This window comes from Janthinobacterium sp. JC611 (assembly GCF_018682595.1).
Classification (GTDB): Bacteria; Pseudomonadota; Gammaproteobacteria; order Burkholderiales; family Burkholderiaceae_D; genus Janthinobacterium.
In genome coordinates, this window is the sequence record NZ_JAFLJN010000034.1 from 407,558 (window position 1) to 421,320 (window position 13,763).

The 13,763-nt window shown below is 64.8% G+C and carries 15 protein-coding genes; 5 read left to right on the forward strand and 10 right to left on the reverse strand.

Features of this window, described 5'->3' with window-relative positions; all coding sequences use genetic code 11:
* Positions 1 to 295 precede the first annotated feature (295 nt).
* From J0O65_RS22295 to J0O65_RS22310, 4 genes are read right to left on the reverse strand one after another with little or no spacing between them, the layout of a single operon-like run.
* Entirely contained in the window at positions 296 to 625 is a 330-nt protein-coding gene (locus J0O65_RS22295) for a GNAT family N-acetyltransferase (protein ID WP_215409370.1), read from the reverse strand.
* Positions 622 to 1,074: a PaaI family thioesterase gene (locus tag J0O65_RS22300; RefSeq protein WP_215409371.1), complete on the reverse strand. Its 453-nt coding sequence runs from the start codon at positions 1,072 to 1,074 to the stop codon at positions 622 to 624. Before J0O65_RS22300 ends, J0O65_RS22295 begins: the two co-directional genes overlap by 4 nt.
* A gap of 28 nt (positions 1,075 to 1,102) precedes the next feature.
* Positions 1,103 to 1,594 carry a MarR family winged helix-turn-helix transcriptional regulator gene (locus J0O65_RS22305; RefSeq protein ID WP_215409372.1) on the reverse strand — a complete coding sequence of 164 codons (492 nt, stop codon included), beginning with the start codon at positions 1,592 to 1,594 and terminating at the stop codon, positions 1,103 to 1,105.
* Between the two features lie 56 nt (positions 1,595 to 1,650).
* Positions 1,651 to 2,832, reverse strand: coding sequence for a citrate synthase (locus tag J0O65_RS22310; RefSeq protein WP_251373901.1), 1,182 nt, complete (start codon positions 2,830 to 2,832; stop codon positions 1,651 to 1,653).
* 100 nt (positions 2,833 to 2,932) lie between these two features.
* Here J0O65_RS22310 and J0O65_RS22315 point away from each other — a divergent pair, with 100 nt between their 5' ends.
* Together J0O65_RS22315 and J0O65_RS22320 are read left to right on the forward strand one after the other, a co-directional pair.
* The gene (locus J0O65_RS22315; RefSeq protein WP_215409373.1) at positions 2,933 to 3,475 is read left to right on the forward strand and encodes a GNAT family N-acetyltransferase; all 543 of its coding nucleotides are present in this window, start codon (positions 2,933 to 2,935) and stop codon (positions 3,473 to 3,475) included.
* Positions 3,476 to 3,497: 22 nt separating this feature from the next.
* Positions 3,498 to 4,553: an NAD(P)/FAD-dependent oxidoreductase gene (locus J0O65_RS22320; protein ID WP_215409374.1), complete on the forward strand. Its 1,056-nt coding sequence runs from the start codon at positions 3,498 to 3,500 to the stop codon at positions 4,551 to 4,553.
* On the opposite strand, the gene J0O65_RS22325 is transcribed toward J0O65_RS22320, so the two are convergent.
* Positions 4,509 to 5,015, reverse strand: coding sequence for a hypothetical protein (locus J0O65_RS22325; RefSeq protein WP_215409375.1), 507 nt, complete (start codon positions 5,013 to 5,015; stop codon positions 4,509 to 4,511). The genes J0O65_RS22320 and J0O65_RS22325 overlap by 45 nt on opposite strands.
* Before the next feature lie 161 nt (positions 5,016 to 5,176).
* Positions 5,177 to 6,058 (reverse strand): LysR family transcriptional regulator, encoded by an 882-nt coding sequence (locus J0O65_RS22330; protein ID WP_152251220.1) that lies wholly within the window; start codon positions 6,056 to 6,058, stop codon positions 5,177 to 5,179.
* A gap of 97 nt (positions 6,059 to 6,155) precedes the next feature.
* On the opposite strand from J0O65_RS22330, the gene J0O65_RS22335 reads away from it, so the two are divergent.
* Together J0O65_RS22335 and J0O65_RS22340 are read left to right on the forward strand one after the other, a co-directional pair.
* Positions 6,156 to 6,740, forward strand: a complete 585-nt coding sequence (locus J0O65_RS22335) for a GNAT family N-acetyltransferase (protein ID WP_215409376.1) — start codon at positions 6,156 to 6,158, stop codon at positions 6,738 to 6,740.
* A 128-nt stretch (positions 6,741 to 6,868) separates the two neighbouring features.
* A complete protein-coding gene (locus J0O65_RS22340; protein ID WP_285896816.1) occupies positions 6,869 to 8,347 on the forward strand; it encodes an MFS transporter in 1,479 nt (492 codons plus the stop codon).
* Between the two features lie 164 nt (positions 8,348 to 8,511).
* Here J0O65_RS22340 and J0O65_RS22345 read toward each other — a convergent pair whose 3' ends face one another.
* Together J0O65_RS22345 and J0O65_RS22350 are read right to left on the reverse strand one after the other, a co-directional pair.
* Entirely contained in the window at positions 8,512 to 9,936 is a 1,425-nt protein-coding gene (locus J0O65_RS22345; RefSeq protein ID WP_215409378.1) for an alpha/beta fold hydrolase, read from the reverse strand.
* Positions 9,937 to 10,021: 85 nt separating this feature from the next.
* Complete coding sequence (locus J0O65_RS22350) at positions 10,022 to 12,292, reverse strand: heavy metal translocating P-type ATPase (RefSeq protein ID WP_215409379.1); 2,271 nt, start codon at positions 12,290 to 12,292, stop codon at positions 10,022 to 10,024.
* A gap of 99 nt (positions 12,293 to 12,391) precedes the next feature.
* On the opposite strand from J0O65_RS22350, the gene cadR reads away from it, so the two are divergent.
* Positions 12,392 to 12,823: a Cd(II)/Pb(II)-responsive transcriptional regulator gene (gene cadR, locus J0O65_RS22355; protein ID WP_215409380.1), complete on the forward strand. Its 432-nt coding sequence runs from the start codon at positions 12,392 to 12,394 to the stop codon at positions 12,821 to 12,823.
* Between the two features lie 45 nt (positions 12,824 to 12,868).
* Here the strand turns inward: cadR and J0O65_RS22360 are convergent, their stop codons facing one another.
* On the reverse strand, positions 12,869 to 13,114 hold the full coding sequence (locus tag J0O65_RS22360; protein WP_215409381.1) for a hypothetical protein: 246 nt from the start codon (positions 13,112 to 13,114) through the stop codon (positions 12,869 to 12,871).
* A gap of 211 nt (positions 13,115 to 13,325) precedes the next feature.
* A complete protein-coding gene (locus J0O65_RS22365) occupies positions 13,326 to 13,757 on the reverse strand; it encodes a hypothetical protein (RefSeq protein WP_215409382.1) in 432 nt (143 codons plus the stop codon).
* Between the last annotated feature and the right edge of the window lie 6 nt (positions 13,758 to 13,763).

The window sequence follows — 13,763 nt, forward strand, 5'->3', positions numbered from 1 at the left end:
CCATGCCCAGCCAATTATCCGGACGTGCTACGTGTGTTCTCACTACGAGCGTGCTTCGGCCATCGCTTGCAGCTTAAACTGCAAAAGACAAACCAGTGCTTGTATATATGTCGGTTGCCGTCTGACCGACTATCGGTAAAACGTAGAGTCAACAACAATTTGACGGCTTCCCTTTTTTACGATGGACATGACATTACCTATGGTTCAGTGACAGCGCCCAGCCAGAATAGCGCAGTGTATGGCGCTGTTACTTCTTTGACAAGCAAGAAACAAACTAGTGTCTCTACCATGCGTGCTAAAACAGCGGCTTGATGAAATGAACGCGCTCCCTGGTCGGGTCGCCAAAGTGCTCGAAGACACGTATCTGATAGCCATTGCGGATCAGCAAGCGCAGCATGGCGGGATAGCGGTTCGTCGACTTTACCGTGACAGCCGCAAAGCCGTGTGCGCTGGCCCAGGCTTCCTGGCCTTCCAGCACGCGCTGCGCCATCCCCGCCTTGCGGTGCGCGGGCAGCGCGCCGGCGGGCAGGCGCTCCTGCAACTGCGCCAGGCTGCGCCGTTGGTCGAACTCGGGGATGGCCTCCAGCACCTGCCAGGCTTCCTCGATGTTGCCAATACGTATCATGCAGTCGCTTGTTCCCGGGGGCGGATGATCATGCAGGTCGCTGTCGCGTGCGCATACACCTTGCCGGCTTCGTCGCGGATCGTGCCTTCGGAAATGACCAGGTTGCGTCCCGCATTGATGACTTTGCCTTCCGCGTAGACCGTCACGTTGAAGGGCAGGGGGCGGCACATCTTGATGTTCAGGTCCGTCGTGCCGTAGCTTTCGCCGGCCGGCAAGACCGTGTGCGTGGCGCAACCCGTGACCGTGTCGAGCACGGTGGCGGCGAAACCGCCGTGCACGCCGCCCATGGGATTGGTGTGGTTTTCATTCGCCGTCGCCGTGAAGACGACCCTGCCATGCTCGATCGTGTGGGCATCCATCGGCATGGTCCTGGAAATGCCGGGGCGGGGAAACAGGCCTTGCGCGAAAGCTTGCATCAGTTGCAAGCCGGTCATGTCATTGAGGTGCATGCTAACTCCTGTGGGGGTGATGGATGGGTTAAATGTCTTGCTGGAAACGCAGGCGCGAGGCGTGCAGCAGGAAGCGGGCGACGACGGCCAGCTCTTCCTCGCTGAATCCTTGCTTCAGTTGTTCATTCAGGCTGTCGAGCAGGGGCAGGGCGGCGGCCAGCACCTCGCCACCTTTGGGCGACATGTGCAGGGTGCCGGCGCGCGCGTCGAGCGCCGACTGGCCGCGCACGATCAGGCCGTTTTCTTCCATGCGCGCCACCAGGCCCGTGACGGCCGAGTTTTTCAGTTGCAGCGCCCGCCCCAGATCCTTCAATTGGCAGCCTTCCTCTCCCTTCAGGGCGAACAGGGCGACCACTTGCGTGCCGGAAAATCCCAGTTCGCTGGTGAAGACGGCATCGGCCGAGCGGAACAGGTTCTGGCGCGCCAGGTTGAGCAGATTGAACAGGCGCGGCGAACGCTCGCCCAGCGGACAGGCCGCGGCATCGGGATGGTCTGAGGTGGGGACGGTATTGATACGCATGCGAAGTATACTACTACGTATGCGTAATAAATCAAGCGTCGATTGTCAGCCGCGTGTCAGTCGCGCGGTGGGCGTCCGATATAGCGCGCACGCGGGCGTATCAGGGCCGCGCTGTCTGCCTGCTCGAAGGCATGCGCGATCCAGCCGGCCGAACGGGCCAGCGCAAACACGCTGATGCCCGCGCCTTCGGGCCAATCAAACGCCAGTTCCATGGCCGCCAGCGCCAGGTCGGCATTCGGCTTTACTTCGAGCAAGTCGCCCGCCGTGGCGCACGCCGCCAGGATGGCGGACAGTTGCGGGTACTCGTGCGTCATCGCTGCCAAACGCGCCAGCAGATACGCGGCGCGCGGGTCGCCGTGCGGATACAGCGGATGGCCGAAACCGGCGAATGCCGGCGCGATGGCCGCGTAGTACTTGCCGATGGCTGCCTTGGCATCCTTGGCGTCCGGCGCGGCCAGCGCCTGCGTCAGCATGCACCTGGCCGCCGCGCTGCCACCGCCATGCTTGACTCCGGACATGGCTGCCAGCCCCGCGCCCAGCGCGGCCGGCAGGCTGGCGCCCGTCGACGCCACGCAGCGCACGGCAAACGTCGATGCATTCAATTCATGGTCGGCCAGCAGCACGAGGGCGGCGCGCAGCAATGCAGTCTGGTTCGCGTCGGCGTTCCACGCCTGGGCCAGCTGCCGGTGCAGCGGCAAGGCGGACGGCGCCGTCTGCAGCAGGGCGGCGGCCAGCAGGCGCATCACGGCGGGGCCGGACTCCAGCGCGTGCGGCATGTCCGCTGTCGTCAGCACGGCCATGACCAGCATGGCGCGCGCCAGCGGCGGCGCATCGGGCGCGCTGGCCAGCCCTGGCGGCAGGGCTGGCGCGTCTTGCCGAAAATATTCGTTAGCACCATCGTCCCACAGCAGGCCGGCGGCAGCTTCCAGCGTCGCGTGTTGGGCCAGCGCCGTCGCATCATGGCCCCGGTACAGCAGCCGGCCATCGAGAATATGGGAAATGCGCGTCTCCAGCACGGGCAAGCCCCAGTGCATGGCGGCCACGGCCGTCTGGCCGCCCCGCTTGGCGTCATTTTTACGGGCCGCCAGGCGCAGCACGTCTTCCTGCGGATAGCGCTTGCGGCGCGACGCACCGTTGCTGACGGAAGCGAGCAAGCCCCGGCTCACATAGGAATACAGGGTGGGCAGGCTGACGCCCAGCAGGCGCGCCGCGTCGAGGGCAGACAGATCGTTGTTCATGGCGGCCATTGTAGCGTTTGTCACTTTATATTGATTCATGGAATCAAGATTGACGGCCCGGGCGGCACATCTCTAGACTCATGCCTTTCCAGGAGCCTGCATGAGCACATTTACCATACGCACCCTGCGCCCCGACGACGGCGCGCCCCTGCTGGCCTTCGAGCAAGCCAACCGGGCCTGGTTCGAGCGCCATATCGACGGGCGTCCGGACGCTTTCTACAGCATCGACGGCATCCACGCGCACGTGGCGCAATTCCTGGACCAGCACGCACAGGGGTGCATGCACCCCTGCGTCATCGTCGACGAGCACGGCGAGCTGATCGGGCGCGCCAACCTCAAGGATATCGACGGGCAGGCGCAGACGGCCGAAGTCGGCTACCGCATCGGCGAGCGGCAGGCGGGCAAGGGCCTGGCCACGGCGGCGCTGCAGTACCTGATCGCCCTGGCGCAAGACGAATGGCGGCTGGCCAGCCTGTGCGCCTATGCCATCGACGGCAACGGGGCCTCGATCCGCGTGCTGGAGCGCTGCGGTTTCGTGCAGGGAATGGCCGTGCCCGATATTGCCCTGGTGGCAGGCATGGCCGTCGATGGCCACCGGTTTGCGCTGGTTTTGCGGGCGGCTGAGGTAGACTCTGCATTATGATAAATATGCAAAGTTGCCAGATATGAATCATGGATCCTCAACACGCATCGTCGTCATCGGCGCCGGCATCGTCGGCGCGTCGCTGGCCTACCACCTGGCCAGCAAGGGTGCACAAGTCACCGTGGTGGAGGCGGGCGACATCGCTTGCGGCGTGACGGGCACCTCGTTTGCCTGGATCAACGCGTCCTGCGCGGGGATGGACCCCATCGCGGCCCTGCGCGGCGGCGCCATCGCCGCCTGGCGCCAGCTGGAAACGCAAGTGTCCGGCTTGACGCTGCGCTGGCATGGCGCCTTGTCGTACGGCACGCAGGATGGGCGCGTGTCGCCCGAGTCCGTAGTGATAGACCGCCCGCGCATCGCCCGGCTGGAACCGCAGCTGCGGCAGCCGCCGGAGCAGGCCGTGTACGAGCCGGAGCAGGGCGCCCTCGACGCCGTCGCCGCGACGCACGCCTTGCTGGCGGCGGCCCGGACGCACGGTGCGACGGTCCGCACGCAGACGCCCGTGCTGGGCTTTGCCGTCAAGGACGGTTGCGTGACGGGCGTTGAAACGGCCACGGGCGTCATCGAGGCTGATACGGTCGTGCTGGCGGCAGGCACGGGCACCGCTGCGCTGGCGCAGAAACTGGGCGCCAGCCTGCCGATCCACGCCTCGCCCGCCATCTTCCTGCGCTACCAGGCACCACCCGGCCTCGTGCGCGGCATTATTTCCAGCCATGTCATGGAAGTGCGGCAAGCCGAGGACGGTGCCATGCTGGCAGCGGAAGACTACGTGGACGACACGCCGGAAAACCAGCCTGCCGCCATCGCGCAGCGCACGGCCGGCGCTATCCGCAATGAACTGGCAGGCGCCGAGGCCATCGCGCCGGAGTTCGCCTGCACCGGCCTGCGCCCCATGCCCGTCGATGGCGTGCCCGTCATCGGCTACTTGCCGCAGGTGGAAGGCGTGTACGTGTGCGCCATGCATCCGGGCGTGGTGCTGGCGGCCATCGTGGGCCAACTGGCCAGCGGGGAAATCGTCACTGGCGAGCCAGCATCAGCCCTGGCGGCGTGCCGGCCCGCGCGTTTCCAGGTGCGCTGATTCCTGGGGCACCGGCACGACAAACACGGGCAGGACGAACGGCGCGGCCTCCTGCGCATCGCCTTCCTCCGACGGGGCCTGCATATAGTGCGCGTTGCGCCAGTCGCCGTTCACCACGCGGTCGGCGATCAGCGATAAATCCTGCGTTTCGCGCAGTTCGCAGCGAAACGGCAGCCTCCCATGCGAGCGAGACACGAGGCTGAATCGGAGCTGGCGGCATTGCGCATCGTGCCAGCAATAGAACTGCATGTCCTCGCCTTTGAGTGCGCTGCTGCGCGCCGCGATCACCTGGCCGATGAACTCGACGATATCCGCCGCTTCTATCTGCGGCGTTTCTTCGTCCGTGGGCGAAAAACTCCACATATTGCTCCTGGCTTCGTGATTGATGTCGTCGGGATCGATTTCCACGGCATCGTCTTTTGCCATGGCGAGCCAGTTGTTGATGATGGTTGAGTGAAGCATGTATAGCTTTCGGTACTTATTTATTTACAAATTTTCATGCGTTAGTGGCGCGTGGCTGCATTGTCTGACCTATCTTATGGCCATCATACTGAGCTTGCCATGCCATCAACATGCCCGCGCCAGCTTTTTCTTCATTTAATGAAGGACGAGCGCAGTACGCCTTAGCCCCGCGGCCCATCCGCCAGCAATTCCGCCAGCCTGGTCGTCAGCCACAAGCTCGTCTCGCTCAGTTTCTTGCCATGTATCGATAGCCGCCGCACCGGCAGGCGCGACAGGGCCAGCGCAGGGCAGGGCACTTCCTGCAGATAACCCTTGTAGTTGTCGTAATTGGCGATATTCAGGGGCAGGATTGCCCAGCCCAGCTCGTCGGCGACCATTTCGGCGATGCTGTAGAAACTGTCGGAAAACCACACGGCGGGGCTGAAGGCGTGTTCACGGTTCAGGTCGGAATCCATGATCAGCTGGCGGTAGCGGGTCAGCTCGTTGCGGCTCACTTCCTGGCCGTGGGCCATCGGGTGGCCCTTGGCCACGAACACGCCTTGCGCCACGCTGCCGATGTGCTGCTGTTCCAGCACGGGGGAAATCGGGCCGCGGTCGAAGTGGAAGGCCACGTCGGCTTGCTGCTGCTCCACGTATTGCGCCACTTCCGAGGCCGTGGCGTTGAGCATCACCAGTTCCAGCGCCGGGTAGCGCGCCGCCAGTTCCTTGACCAGGGTGCTGATGGCCAGGTAGGGCAGGGCTTCGTCCAGCGCCAGGGTCAGCTGGGCTTCGGGCGCGGCGCTCAAGAGTTGGGCGCGCAGCTGCAGGCGCTCGGCCTGGCGCAGCAGTTCGCACGCTTCCAGGTGCATCACCTTGCCCGCTTCCGTCAGCACGGCGCTGCGGCGCGAGCGGTCGAACAGTTCCACGCCGAATTCCGCTTCCAGCAAGCCGATCGAGGTGCTGACCACGGATTGGGCGCGGCCCAGCCGGCGCGCCGCACCCGAGAAAGACCCGGCCGCGACGGCCGCTTCAAAGTAACGCATTTGTTCCAAAGTCCAGTGCATGGCATTCACCTATCTGTTTTACAGATGGATTTTAACTTGAATGCCATTCAGGGGCGACATAAAATGCGTTTACATTTTCAATAACACGAGATCCGCCATGAAAAACGCTCAAGTCAGTTCCCCCGCCATCCGCTTTGCCTGGTGTCACGACGCCACCGCCGAAGATGCGCTGTGCAAGTTATATCTTGATAACGTCAGCGCCGACTACATCTCCCATTCGGAGCTGCAGGGCGAGCGCGCCGACGCGCCCGGCAACTGGCGCGCGGACTTGCCCGAGGTGATACGCGGCGAAATCCGCGCCGCCCTGTCGCACGACTGGGCGCATGGCGATTCGACCCTGCTGGCCGTGGCTACCCTGGGCGAGGCCATCGTCGGCATGGCGTTGGTGTCCATCGACACGCGCCAGCGCGCCTCAAAATCGTTCGCCGCGCTGGACGACCTGGTCTTGCTGCCGTCCGTGCGCGGCAGCGGCATCGGCAGCCAGCTGGTGGAGTGGGTGGCCAGCGAATTGCGCAGCCACGGCATCGCCCGTTTGTTCCTCGAATGCGGCGCGCACAACCTGACGGCGCAGACCTTCTTCCAGGGCCGTGGCTTCAAGCAAGTCTCCGTCGTCATGCTGCGCGAACTCGACGCGCCCGCAGTGTCCGCAGTGGTGGATGACAAGGATGGCGACCGTGGCTGACGCCCGCCGCCCCCGACCAGCCCAGGCCCGTGGCAGCCTGGAACGTAAATATTTGCGCAGCACCAAATTCATTCACACCGATAGTTGTTAAAAGTTATACTAAAATCCATGAGTTGTTTATGCATCCAATGAAAAAATGGCTGACGCTGGCCATCGTCTCCAGCGCCCTGTTCCTGATCGTGGTCGACATGACCGTGCTCTACACCGCCTTGCCCGCGCTGACGCGCGACTTGCAGGCTACTTCCTCACAAAAACTGTGGATCATCAACGTGTACGCGCTGGTCGTCTCCGGCTTGCTGCCCGGCCTCGGCACCCTCGGTGACCGCTTGAGCCACAAACCCGTTTTCCTCGCCGGCCTGGCCGTGTTCGGCACCGCCTCGCTGTGCGCCGCATTTTCGCCCGCGCCCGAATGGCTGATCTTTGCCCGCGTGCTGCTGGCCATCGGCGCCGCCTTGATGATGCCGGCCACCTTGTCCATCATCCGCCTGACCTTTACGGACAACCGCGAGCGCTCGTTCGCCATCGGCGTGTGGGCGGCCATCGCCTCCGGTGGCGCCGCGTTCGGCCCCGTGCTCGGTGGTTTCTTGATGGAACACTACTGGTGGGGTTCCGTCTTCCTGATCAACGTGCCCATCGTGCTGCTGACCCTGGTGCTGGCCGCCGTCGTCCTGCCGAAGCGGGCCGGTAACCGCGACAAGCCGTGGGACCTGAAAGGCTCGCTGCAAATCATGATGGGTCTGCTTGGCGGCGTATATGCGATCAAGGAGCTGGGCAAGCCGCAGCCGTCGTATGCGATCGCCGCACTGGCCTTCGCCGTGGGCGCCGTCTTCATGCTGGCCTTCGTGCGCCGCCAGAAGCGGCAAGCCCGGCCGCTGATCGACTTCGCCCTGTTCCGCGAATTGCCGTTTTCCAGCGCCGTGGCCGCCGCCATGGTGGCCTCGGCCGCCCTGATCGGCATGGAACTGGCGCTGAGCCAGCACATGCAACTGGTGCGTGAGTTGTCGCCGCTGGAAGCTGGCCTGCTGCTGTTGCCGCTGCCGCTGGCGTCCGTGTTTGCCGGCCCGTTGACGGGTTTCATGCTGCCGCGCGCCGACAAGGCCAAGGTCCTGTGGGGTTCCTTGCTGCTGTCCGGCATCGGCATGGCGTCTTATCTGCTGCTGCACGACGCCACCGTCCCGGCACAGGTGGCCAGCCTGGTGATCCTGGGCCTGGGCCTGGGCGCCGTCATGACGGCCGCGTCCAGCGCCGTGATGCTGAACGTGGCGCCGCAACAGGCGGGCATGGCCGCCTCGATCGAGGAAGTGTCGTATGAACTGGGCGCCGTGATCGGCGTGACGGTGCTGGGCACCATCCTGTCGGCCGTCTACGGCGCCACCCTGGTGATCCCGGAAAGCGCGGGCCTGCTGCCGAATGCCCACGACACGCTCGACGCGGCGCTGCTGGCCGCCGAGCAATTGCCGGCCGAACTGGGCCTGCAAGTGTCGGAACTGGCCCGCTCGGCCTTCGACAAGGCATTTATTGTCGTTCTGGCAACGGCTTCCGCCATCCTGATGGCCGCCGCGGCCACCATCCGCCACCTGCATCTGCGGGCACGCCGGGCGATTTAAGTGCTCAACGACCGAGCAGCGGCGCCACCTTGTCGCGAAAGACGGTCCATTGGGCGTCGTGCGCGAATGGTCATCGGCCGCCTCGGCATCGGCCAGCGCTTGCGGCGTGGCGTAGAACGGCGCAGGTCGCCTCCAGTCGTCCTCTTCTATTTAGTTGCTGGACACTACAGCGTGCAATCGCGCGCCGGTTTGCCGGCGATGAAGCGGGCGCTGGCTTGCTCGAAGCAGGCGGGCGCCGTCCACAGGATGAAATGCGGGGCATTGCGCACGGTGGCCAGGGCGACATCGCCGGCATTGTTGTACTTCAACAGCGCCACCTGGCCCGCAGCGGCGGCGTAGGGTGTCTTGGCGTCCAGTGTTCCCTGCAGCACCAGCATGCGCGGCACTCTCCCTGGCAGGCGGGCGTAGTAATCGTCGCGCTTGTACGTAGGCAAACCGTTATCCAGCAAGAGGCGCGGCAGCGGGCTGGCAAACAGCAGGTGCTCCTCGTCCCGCTCGATATCGCTGGCCCGCGTGCCGGGACGAAAGAAGGGTTGCAGATTGTTTTCCGAATTGCTGATGATGCTGGCCAGCGGAACCGAGGGCGGCGACTGGGGATAATCACCCAGGCTGGCGGCGGCGTCGCGCAGGATGGCCCGCACGGCCGCCAGTTCCGTGCCATTCCCCTGGTCCAGGTCGCGCAGCAGGTAGGGCATGCGCGCGCGCGCGGCAGGCACGTCGAGCAGGCTGGCCATGAAGTATTGCAGGTTCTTGCCCGGTATGGCGGCCAGCAGGGCGGGGTCGGCCCGCACCTTTTCCCGCACGCGGGCCAGCACGAGTTCCGCGTCCTCCCCCAGCAGGGCATGGCAAGCCTGGTCCTCGTCGCATTGCCGCAGGACTAGCCGGCCCACCGTGTCGGCCAGCCGCGAGCGCTGGCTCAAGTCCTGGCGCGGATGGTTCTGCGGCGGGACCAGCGAGTCGAGGATGACGCCCTCGACGGGCAGGGGCATCACCTGCATGGCGCGCAGGATCAGCTGCGTGCCGTAGGACACGCCGACCACGTAGACGGGCCGCTTGTCCTTGTAGTGTTCGTCTCTGACCAGCGCCTGCAGATCATGGGCGGCATTGGTGATGGAAAACTGGCGCGCCCGCTGCGTCGCCTGGTTCAGGCTGGCAAAGCAGCTGGCCCATTCCGCGCCCGCCAGAGCCCTGCCGCCAGGACTGTCTTCGCCTTCTTCCGCCGGACACAGGCGCGTGGAGTTGCCCGTGCCGCGGTGGTCCGGGACCAGCAGGTCGAAGCCGGGAAAGCTGCGGCGCAGCGTCGGCAGCAGGCCGTAGAACGCGGCGCCCGATTCGCCGGGGCCGCCTGCAACCAGCCAGACCGTGCCCCTGGACTTTCCTTCGGCGGGGAACTTGCGGACGAACAACTCCAAATTCTCGCCGGCCGCGGGCAGTCCCCGCTCGTCATACGCACCGTAGACGTCCTTGACGGCGCACAGGCTGCCCGGCATGGCCGCATCGGTGCAGGAAGAAAACGCCAGCGGGGCGGCGCGCAGGCCGCTGCTTGCCAGCAGGGCGCATATCAGGGTCAGGCGGTGCAGGGAGGTCATCGTTTACTTCGGCGGCTGTTGCGAATAGCCGTCAAAGTAGCGTTTTTTGCATGACTTGTCCAGATGAAACTATTTCTGGCAGGATTTAGGTATTTTTGCTTCCGCGCAGCAAGCGCAGACCATTCGCCACCACCAGCAGGCTGGCGCCCACGTCCGCGAACACGGCCATCCACAGGGTCGCCATGCCGGCCAGGGCCAGGCCAAAGAAAACGGCCTTGATGCCGATGGCAAAGCTGATGTTTTGCACGAGGATGCGGCGCGTGCGCTGGCTCAGGCTGATGAACTCGGGCAATTTTCCCAGTTCATCGTCCATCAGGGCCACGTCCGCCGTCTCGATGGCCGTGTCGCTGCCGGCCGCGCCCATGGCAAAGCCGATGTCCGCCTGCGCCAGGGCCGGGGCGTCGTTGACACCGTCACCGAGCATGGCGACCACGCCAAACTGCTGCTGCAAGGCCTTGATTTCATCGAGTTTATTCTCGGGCAGCAATTCCGCCTTGACCAGGCTGACACCGACTTCATCGCCGATGCGCTGGGCCGTCAGCAGATTGTCTCCCGTCAGCATCACGGTGGTGACGCCCAAGGCGTTCAATTTGGCAATGGCGGACGCCGCCGTGGGGCGCAGCACGTCGGCCACGGCGATCACGCCCAGCGCGCCGGCTGGCGTGGCCAGCACCATGGCCGTGTAGGCTTGCTGTTCCAGCCGCGCCAGGATGGCTTGCAGTGCCGGCGTCAAGACGTTCAATTCCGCCATCAGGCGCGCATTGCCCAGGTAGTAGGTCTGGTCGGCGATGGCGCCTTGCACGCCGCGCCCATGCAGGGCGGCAAACTGGGTCACGGGCAAATGGCTGGCGGCGGGCGGGCCGGCCTTGACGATGGCGGCGGCCAGCGGGTGGGCCGAGTTGGCGTCCAGGCTGGCGGCCAGCAGCAGGACGGCGTCGGGCTTTCCGCCTTCCAGGGCCACCACTTCCGTGACGGCCGGCTTGCCCATGGTCAAGGTACCCGTCTTGTCGACGGCGATGGCCTTGATGCGGTAGCCCGTCTCCAGGAATTGCCCGCCTTTCACCAGAATGCCGCGGCGCGCGGCCGCCGTCAGGCCGCTGACCACCGTCACGGGCGTGGAAATGACCAGCGCGCACGGACAGGCGATCACCAGCATCACCAGCGCCTTGTACACCCAGGCCATGAAAGGCGCACCGAAGAGCAATGGCGGCAGCACGGCGACGAGGAGGGCGAAGACGACGACGGCCGGCGTGTAGTAGCGGGCGAAGTTGTCGACGAAGCGCTGCGTGGGCGCCTGCTTGCCCTGGGTTTCCTCGATCACCTTGACGATTTTGGCCAGGGTGCTGTTGCCGCTGTTGGCCGTCACGGTGACGTCGAGCAAGCCCCGTTCATTGATGGTGCCCGCATACACGACGTCGCCCACGGCCTTGTCCACCGGCATGCTTTCACCCGTGATCGGCGCCTGGTTGACGGACGATGTGCCGCTGGCCACCACCCCGTCGAGGGCGATGCGCTCGCCCGGCTTGACGCGCATCAGGGTGCCGATCGCCACCGTGGCGACGTTCACCGGCTGCCACGCGCCGCTGGCGTCGGCAACGGTGGCCGTATCGGGCGCCAGTTGCATCAGGCTGTGCACGGCGTTGCGCGCCCGGTTCAGCGACAAGCCTTCGATCAGTTCGGCAATCGCGAACAGGAAGATGACCATGGCCGCTTCCGGCCACTGGCCGATGGCGATGGCGCCAAAGACCGCCAGGCTCATCAAGAAATTGATGTTCAACGTAAACGTTTTCAGGGCGATCCAGCCCTTTTTCAGGGTCGGCCAGCCGCCAGTGGCGATCGACAGCAGGGCCAGGGCGATGACGAGGGGCGAACTGTCGGCATGCGTGGTCCAGGCCAGCGCTTCGGCGCCGGCAGCGGCCAGGCCGGAGACGACCAGCAAGCCTTTTTGCAGGCTGCTCAGGCTGCCTTCGTCCGGGTCGCGCGCGACTGCGGCGTCCGCCTCCATGGGGATCGCCTGCATGCCGATGCCGTGCAGCGCCGCTTCCACCGTGGCCAGCGAGGGCAGGGTGTGGTGCACGTCGAGTACGCGGTTCATCAGGTTGAAATCGAGGCCCACCACGCCCGCCATCGTGGCCAGCTTGTTGCGGATCAGGCGTTCTTCCGTGGGGCAATCCATATTGGCGATACGGTATTTGGCCGTGTTCGCGCCGGCGATGGGGGCGCTGGGCAGGGCAGGCGCGGTGTCGCCGGCCGGGGCGGCGTGGCTGTGCGAACAGCAGCCGCCATGGCTGGGCTTGGCGTCTTGCGCATGATCATGCTTGTGCTCGTGAGTGTGCTCGTGGCTATCGTGCGGCATCGCATTCGTCCTTCCGGTTTCGTGTATGCTTCCATTAGAAACCCTGTAGCGGCTACAGGGTCAAGTGAAATTTGCAGCTTGGAATGAAAAGGGGATGCCATGCGTATCGGAGAACTGGCCAAACGGACAGATTGTGACGTGGAAACCGTGCGTTACTATGAAAAGGCGGGCCTGCTGCAGGAACCGGGCCGCAACAGCGCCGGCTACCGCGAATACCGCGAAGAACACCAGGAACGGCTGCAATTCATCCGCCATTGCCGCTCGCTGCAGATTGGCCTGGCCGATATCCGCGCCTTGCTGGAGTTTAAGAATAATCCGGCCGAAGGTTGCCAGAGCGTCAATGAGCTGCTCGACCACCACATCTTGCGCATCGCCGAACAAATGGCGAATTTGCAAACCCTGCAGCAGCAACTGGTGACCCTGCGCCACCAGTGCGACCAGCCGCAGCCGTCGCAAGACTGCGCGATTTTGCAAAACCTGTCCGAGGCGGCCAGCGGCCACGACTGCGCCTGCCATACCGAACTTCATTGACGAATGCTACATGCTGAAACTGTTGCCTAAAAAACTTTACTCACCTTATCCCTGCTGTCGCCACTCTGCCAAGCCGCCGATGCGCCTCCCGCAGCCGGCCACTACCTGACCCTGTACGCCGTGCCCGGCGTGCCGCAAGATGCGGGCCACGCTTTTCTTGACCAAGGCTTCGGCGTCGGCGCGCATGGCGCCGCCTTCGGCAGCAATGGCCGCCAAGGGCACGGCAGCGCCGGCGAGGATGAACGACAGGCAAATGACAGGGGCGAACCGGGGCAGGAGAGTCTGCTTCAAATTGCGGCAGAGGGATGCCGGCGGGAACCGGCGCGGTGGGGGGAATGCCGACGTCTCACGGTGGCGCGATACCGATGGGCATGCGCTGGCGCAACAGACTATTTTTGAGCGGGCGTTTTTGCAAGGTCGCGTGCACCCTGTCGCAATGGGAGTTTCATAGAGGAATCGCGGCCGCCGGCTATCGATATGATCGCGTGGCGTGCGCACCGCGCTACCAGTCTGCAGGGTCTTCCGCCGCCGCGCGGGCCAGGTCATCGCCCCAATCCTGCCGCACCAGCCGGTAGATGTCGGCAAAGAAGGCGCGCGGATCGTCCATCTCGTCCCATAGCGAGGGCAGGGCGTGCGTGCTCTCGGGGTCATGCTCGAGGATGGCCTGGAAATCGTAGGCGGGGTCTTGCAGCGCCTGCGCCAGCACGGCCACCAGCGCATGGCGGTGGCGGTAGCTGAGTTCCTTGTATTGCGACGTGATGTCGCGCCGTATCAGCGCCGCGCGCTGGGCAGGATCGTTCATGTCCCAGGTGTCCAGCTCCACGCCCAGGGTTTCTTCGCGGTCATACACGTCAAAGGGACCGAGGAAATGGTGCAAGGTGGGAACGTAAAGCGCGTCGCTCCAGGGGCCGCGCAATCCTTTTTGCTTTTGCATGGTCAC

Coding starts and splice junctions, on each gene's coding strand:
- J0O65_RS22320 (WP_215409374.1), top strand. CDS start 3,498: ATGAATCATGGATCCTCAACACGCATCGTCGTCATCGGCGCCGGCATC.
- J0O65_RS22350 (WP_215409379.1), bottom strand. CDS start 12,292: ATGCCGCACGATAGCCACGAGCACACTCACGAGCACAAGCATGATCAT.
- J0O65_RS22325 (WP_215409375.1), bottom strand. CDS start 5,015: ATGCTTCACTCAACCATCATCAACAACTGGCTCGCCATGGCAAAAGAC.
- J0O65_RS22305 (WP_215409372.1), bottom strand. CDS start 1,594: ATGCGTATCAATACCGTCCCCACCTCAGACCATCCCGATGCCGCGGCC.
- J0O65_RS22310 (WP_251373901.1), bottom strand. CDS start 2,832: ATGAACAACGATCTGTCTGCCCTCGACGCGGCGCGCCTGCTGGGCGTC.
- J0O65_RS22345 (WP_215409378.1), bottom strand. CDS start 9,936: ATGACCTCCCTGCACCGCCTGACCCTGATATGCGCCCTGCTGGCAAGC.
- J0O65_RS22340 (WP_285896816.1), top strand. CDS start 6,869: ATGAAAAAATGGCTGACGCTGGCCATCGTCTCCAGCGCCCTGTTCCTG.
- J0O65_RS22335 (WP_215409376.1), top strand. CDS start 6,156: ATGAAAAACGCTCAAGTCAGTTCCCCCGCCATCCGCTTTGCCTGGTGT.
- J0O65_RS22330 (WP_152251220.1), bottom strand. CDS start 6,058: ATGCACTGGACTTTGGAACAAATGCGTTACTTTGAAGCGGCCGTCGCG.
- J0O65_RS22295 (WP_215409370.1), bottom strand. CDS start 625: ATGATACGTATTGGCAACATCGAGGAAGCCTGGCAGGTGCTGGAGGCC.
- J0O65_RS22300 (WP_215409371.1), bottom strand. CDS start 1,074: ATGCACCTCAATGACATGACCGGCTTGCAACTGATGCAAGCTTTCGCG.
- J0O65_RS22365 (WP_215409382.1), bottom strand. CDS start 13,757: ATGCAAAAGCAAAAAGGATTGCGCGGCCCCTGGAGCGACGCGCTTTAC.
- cadR (WP_215409380.1), top strand. CDS start 12,392: ATGCGTATCGGAGAACTGGCCAAACGGACAGATTGTGACGTGGAAACC.
- J0O65_RS22315 (WP_215409373.1), top strand. CDS start 2,933: ATGAGCACATTTACCATACGCACCCTGCGCCCCGACGACGGCGCGCCC.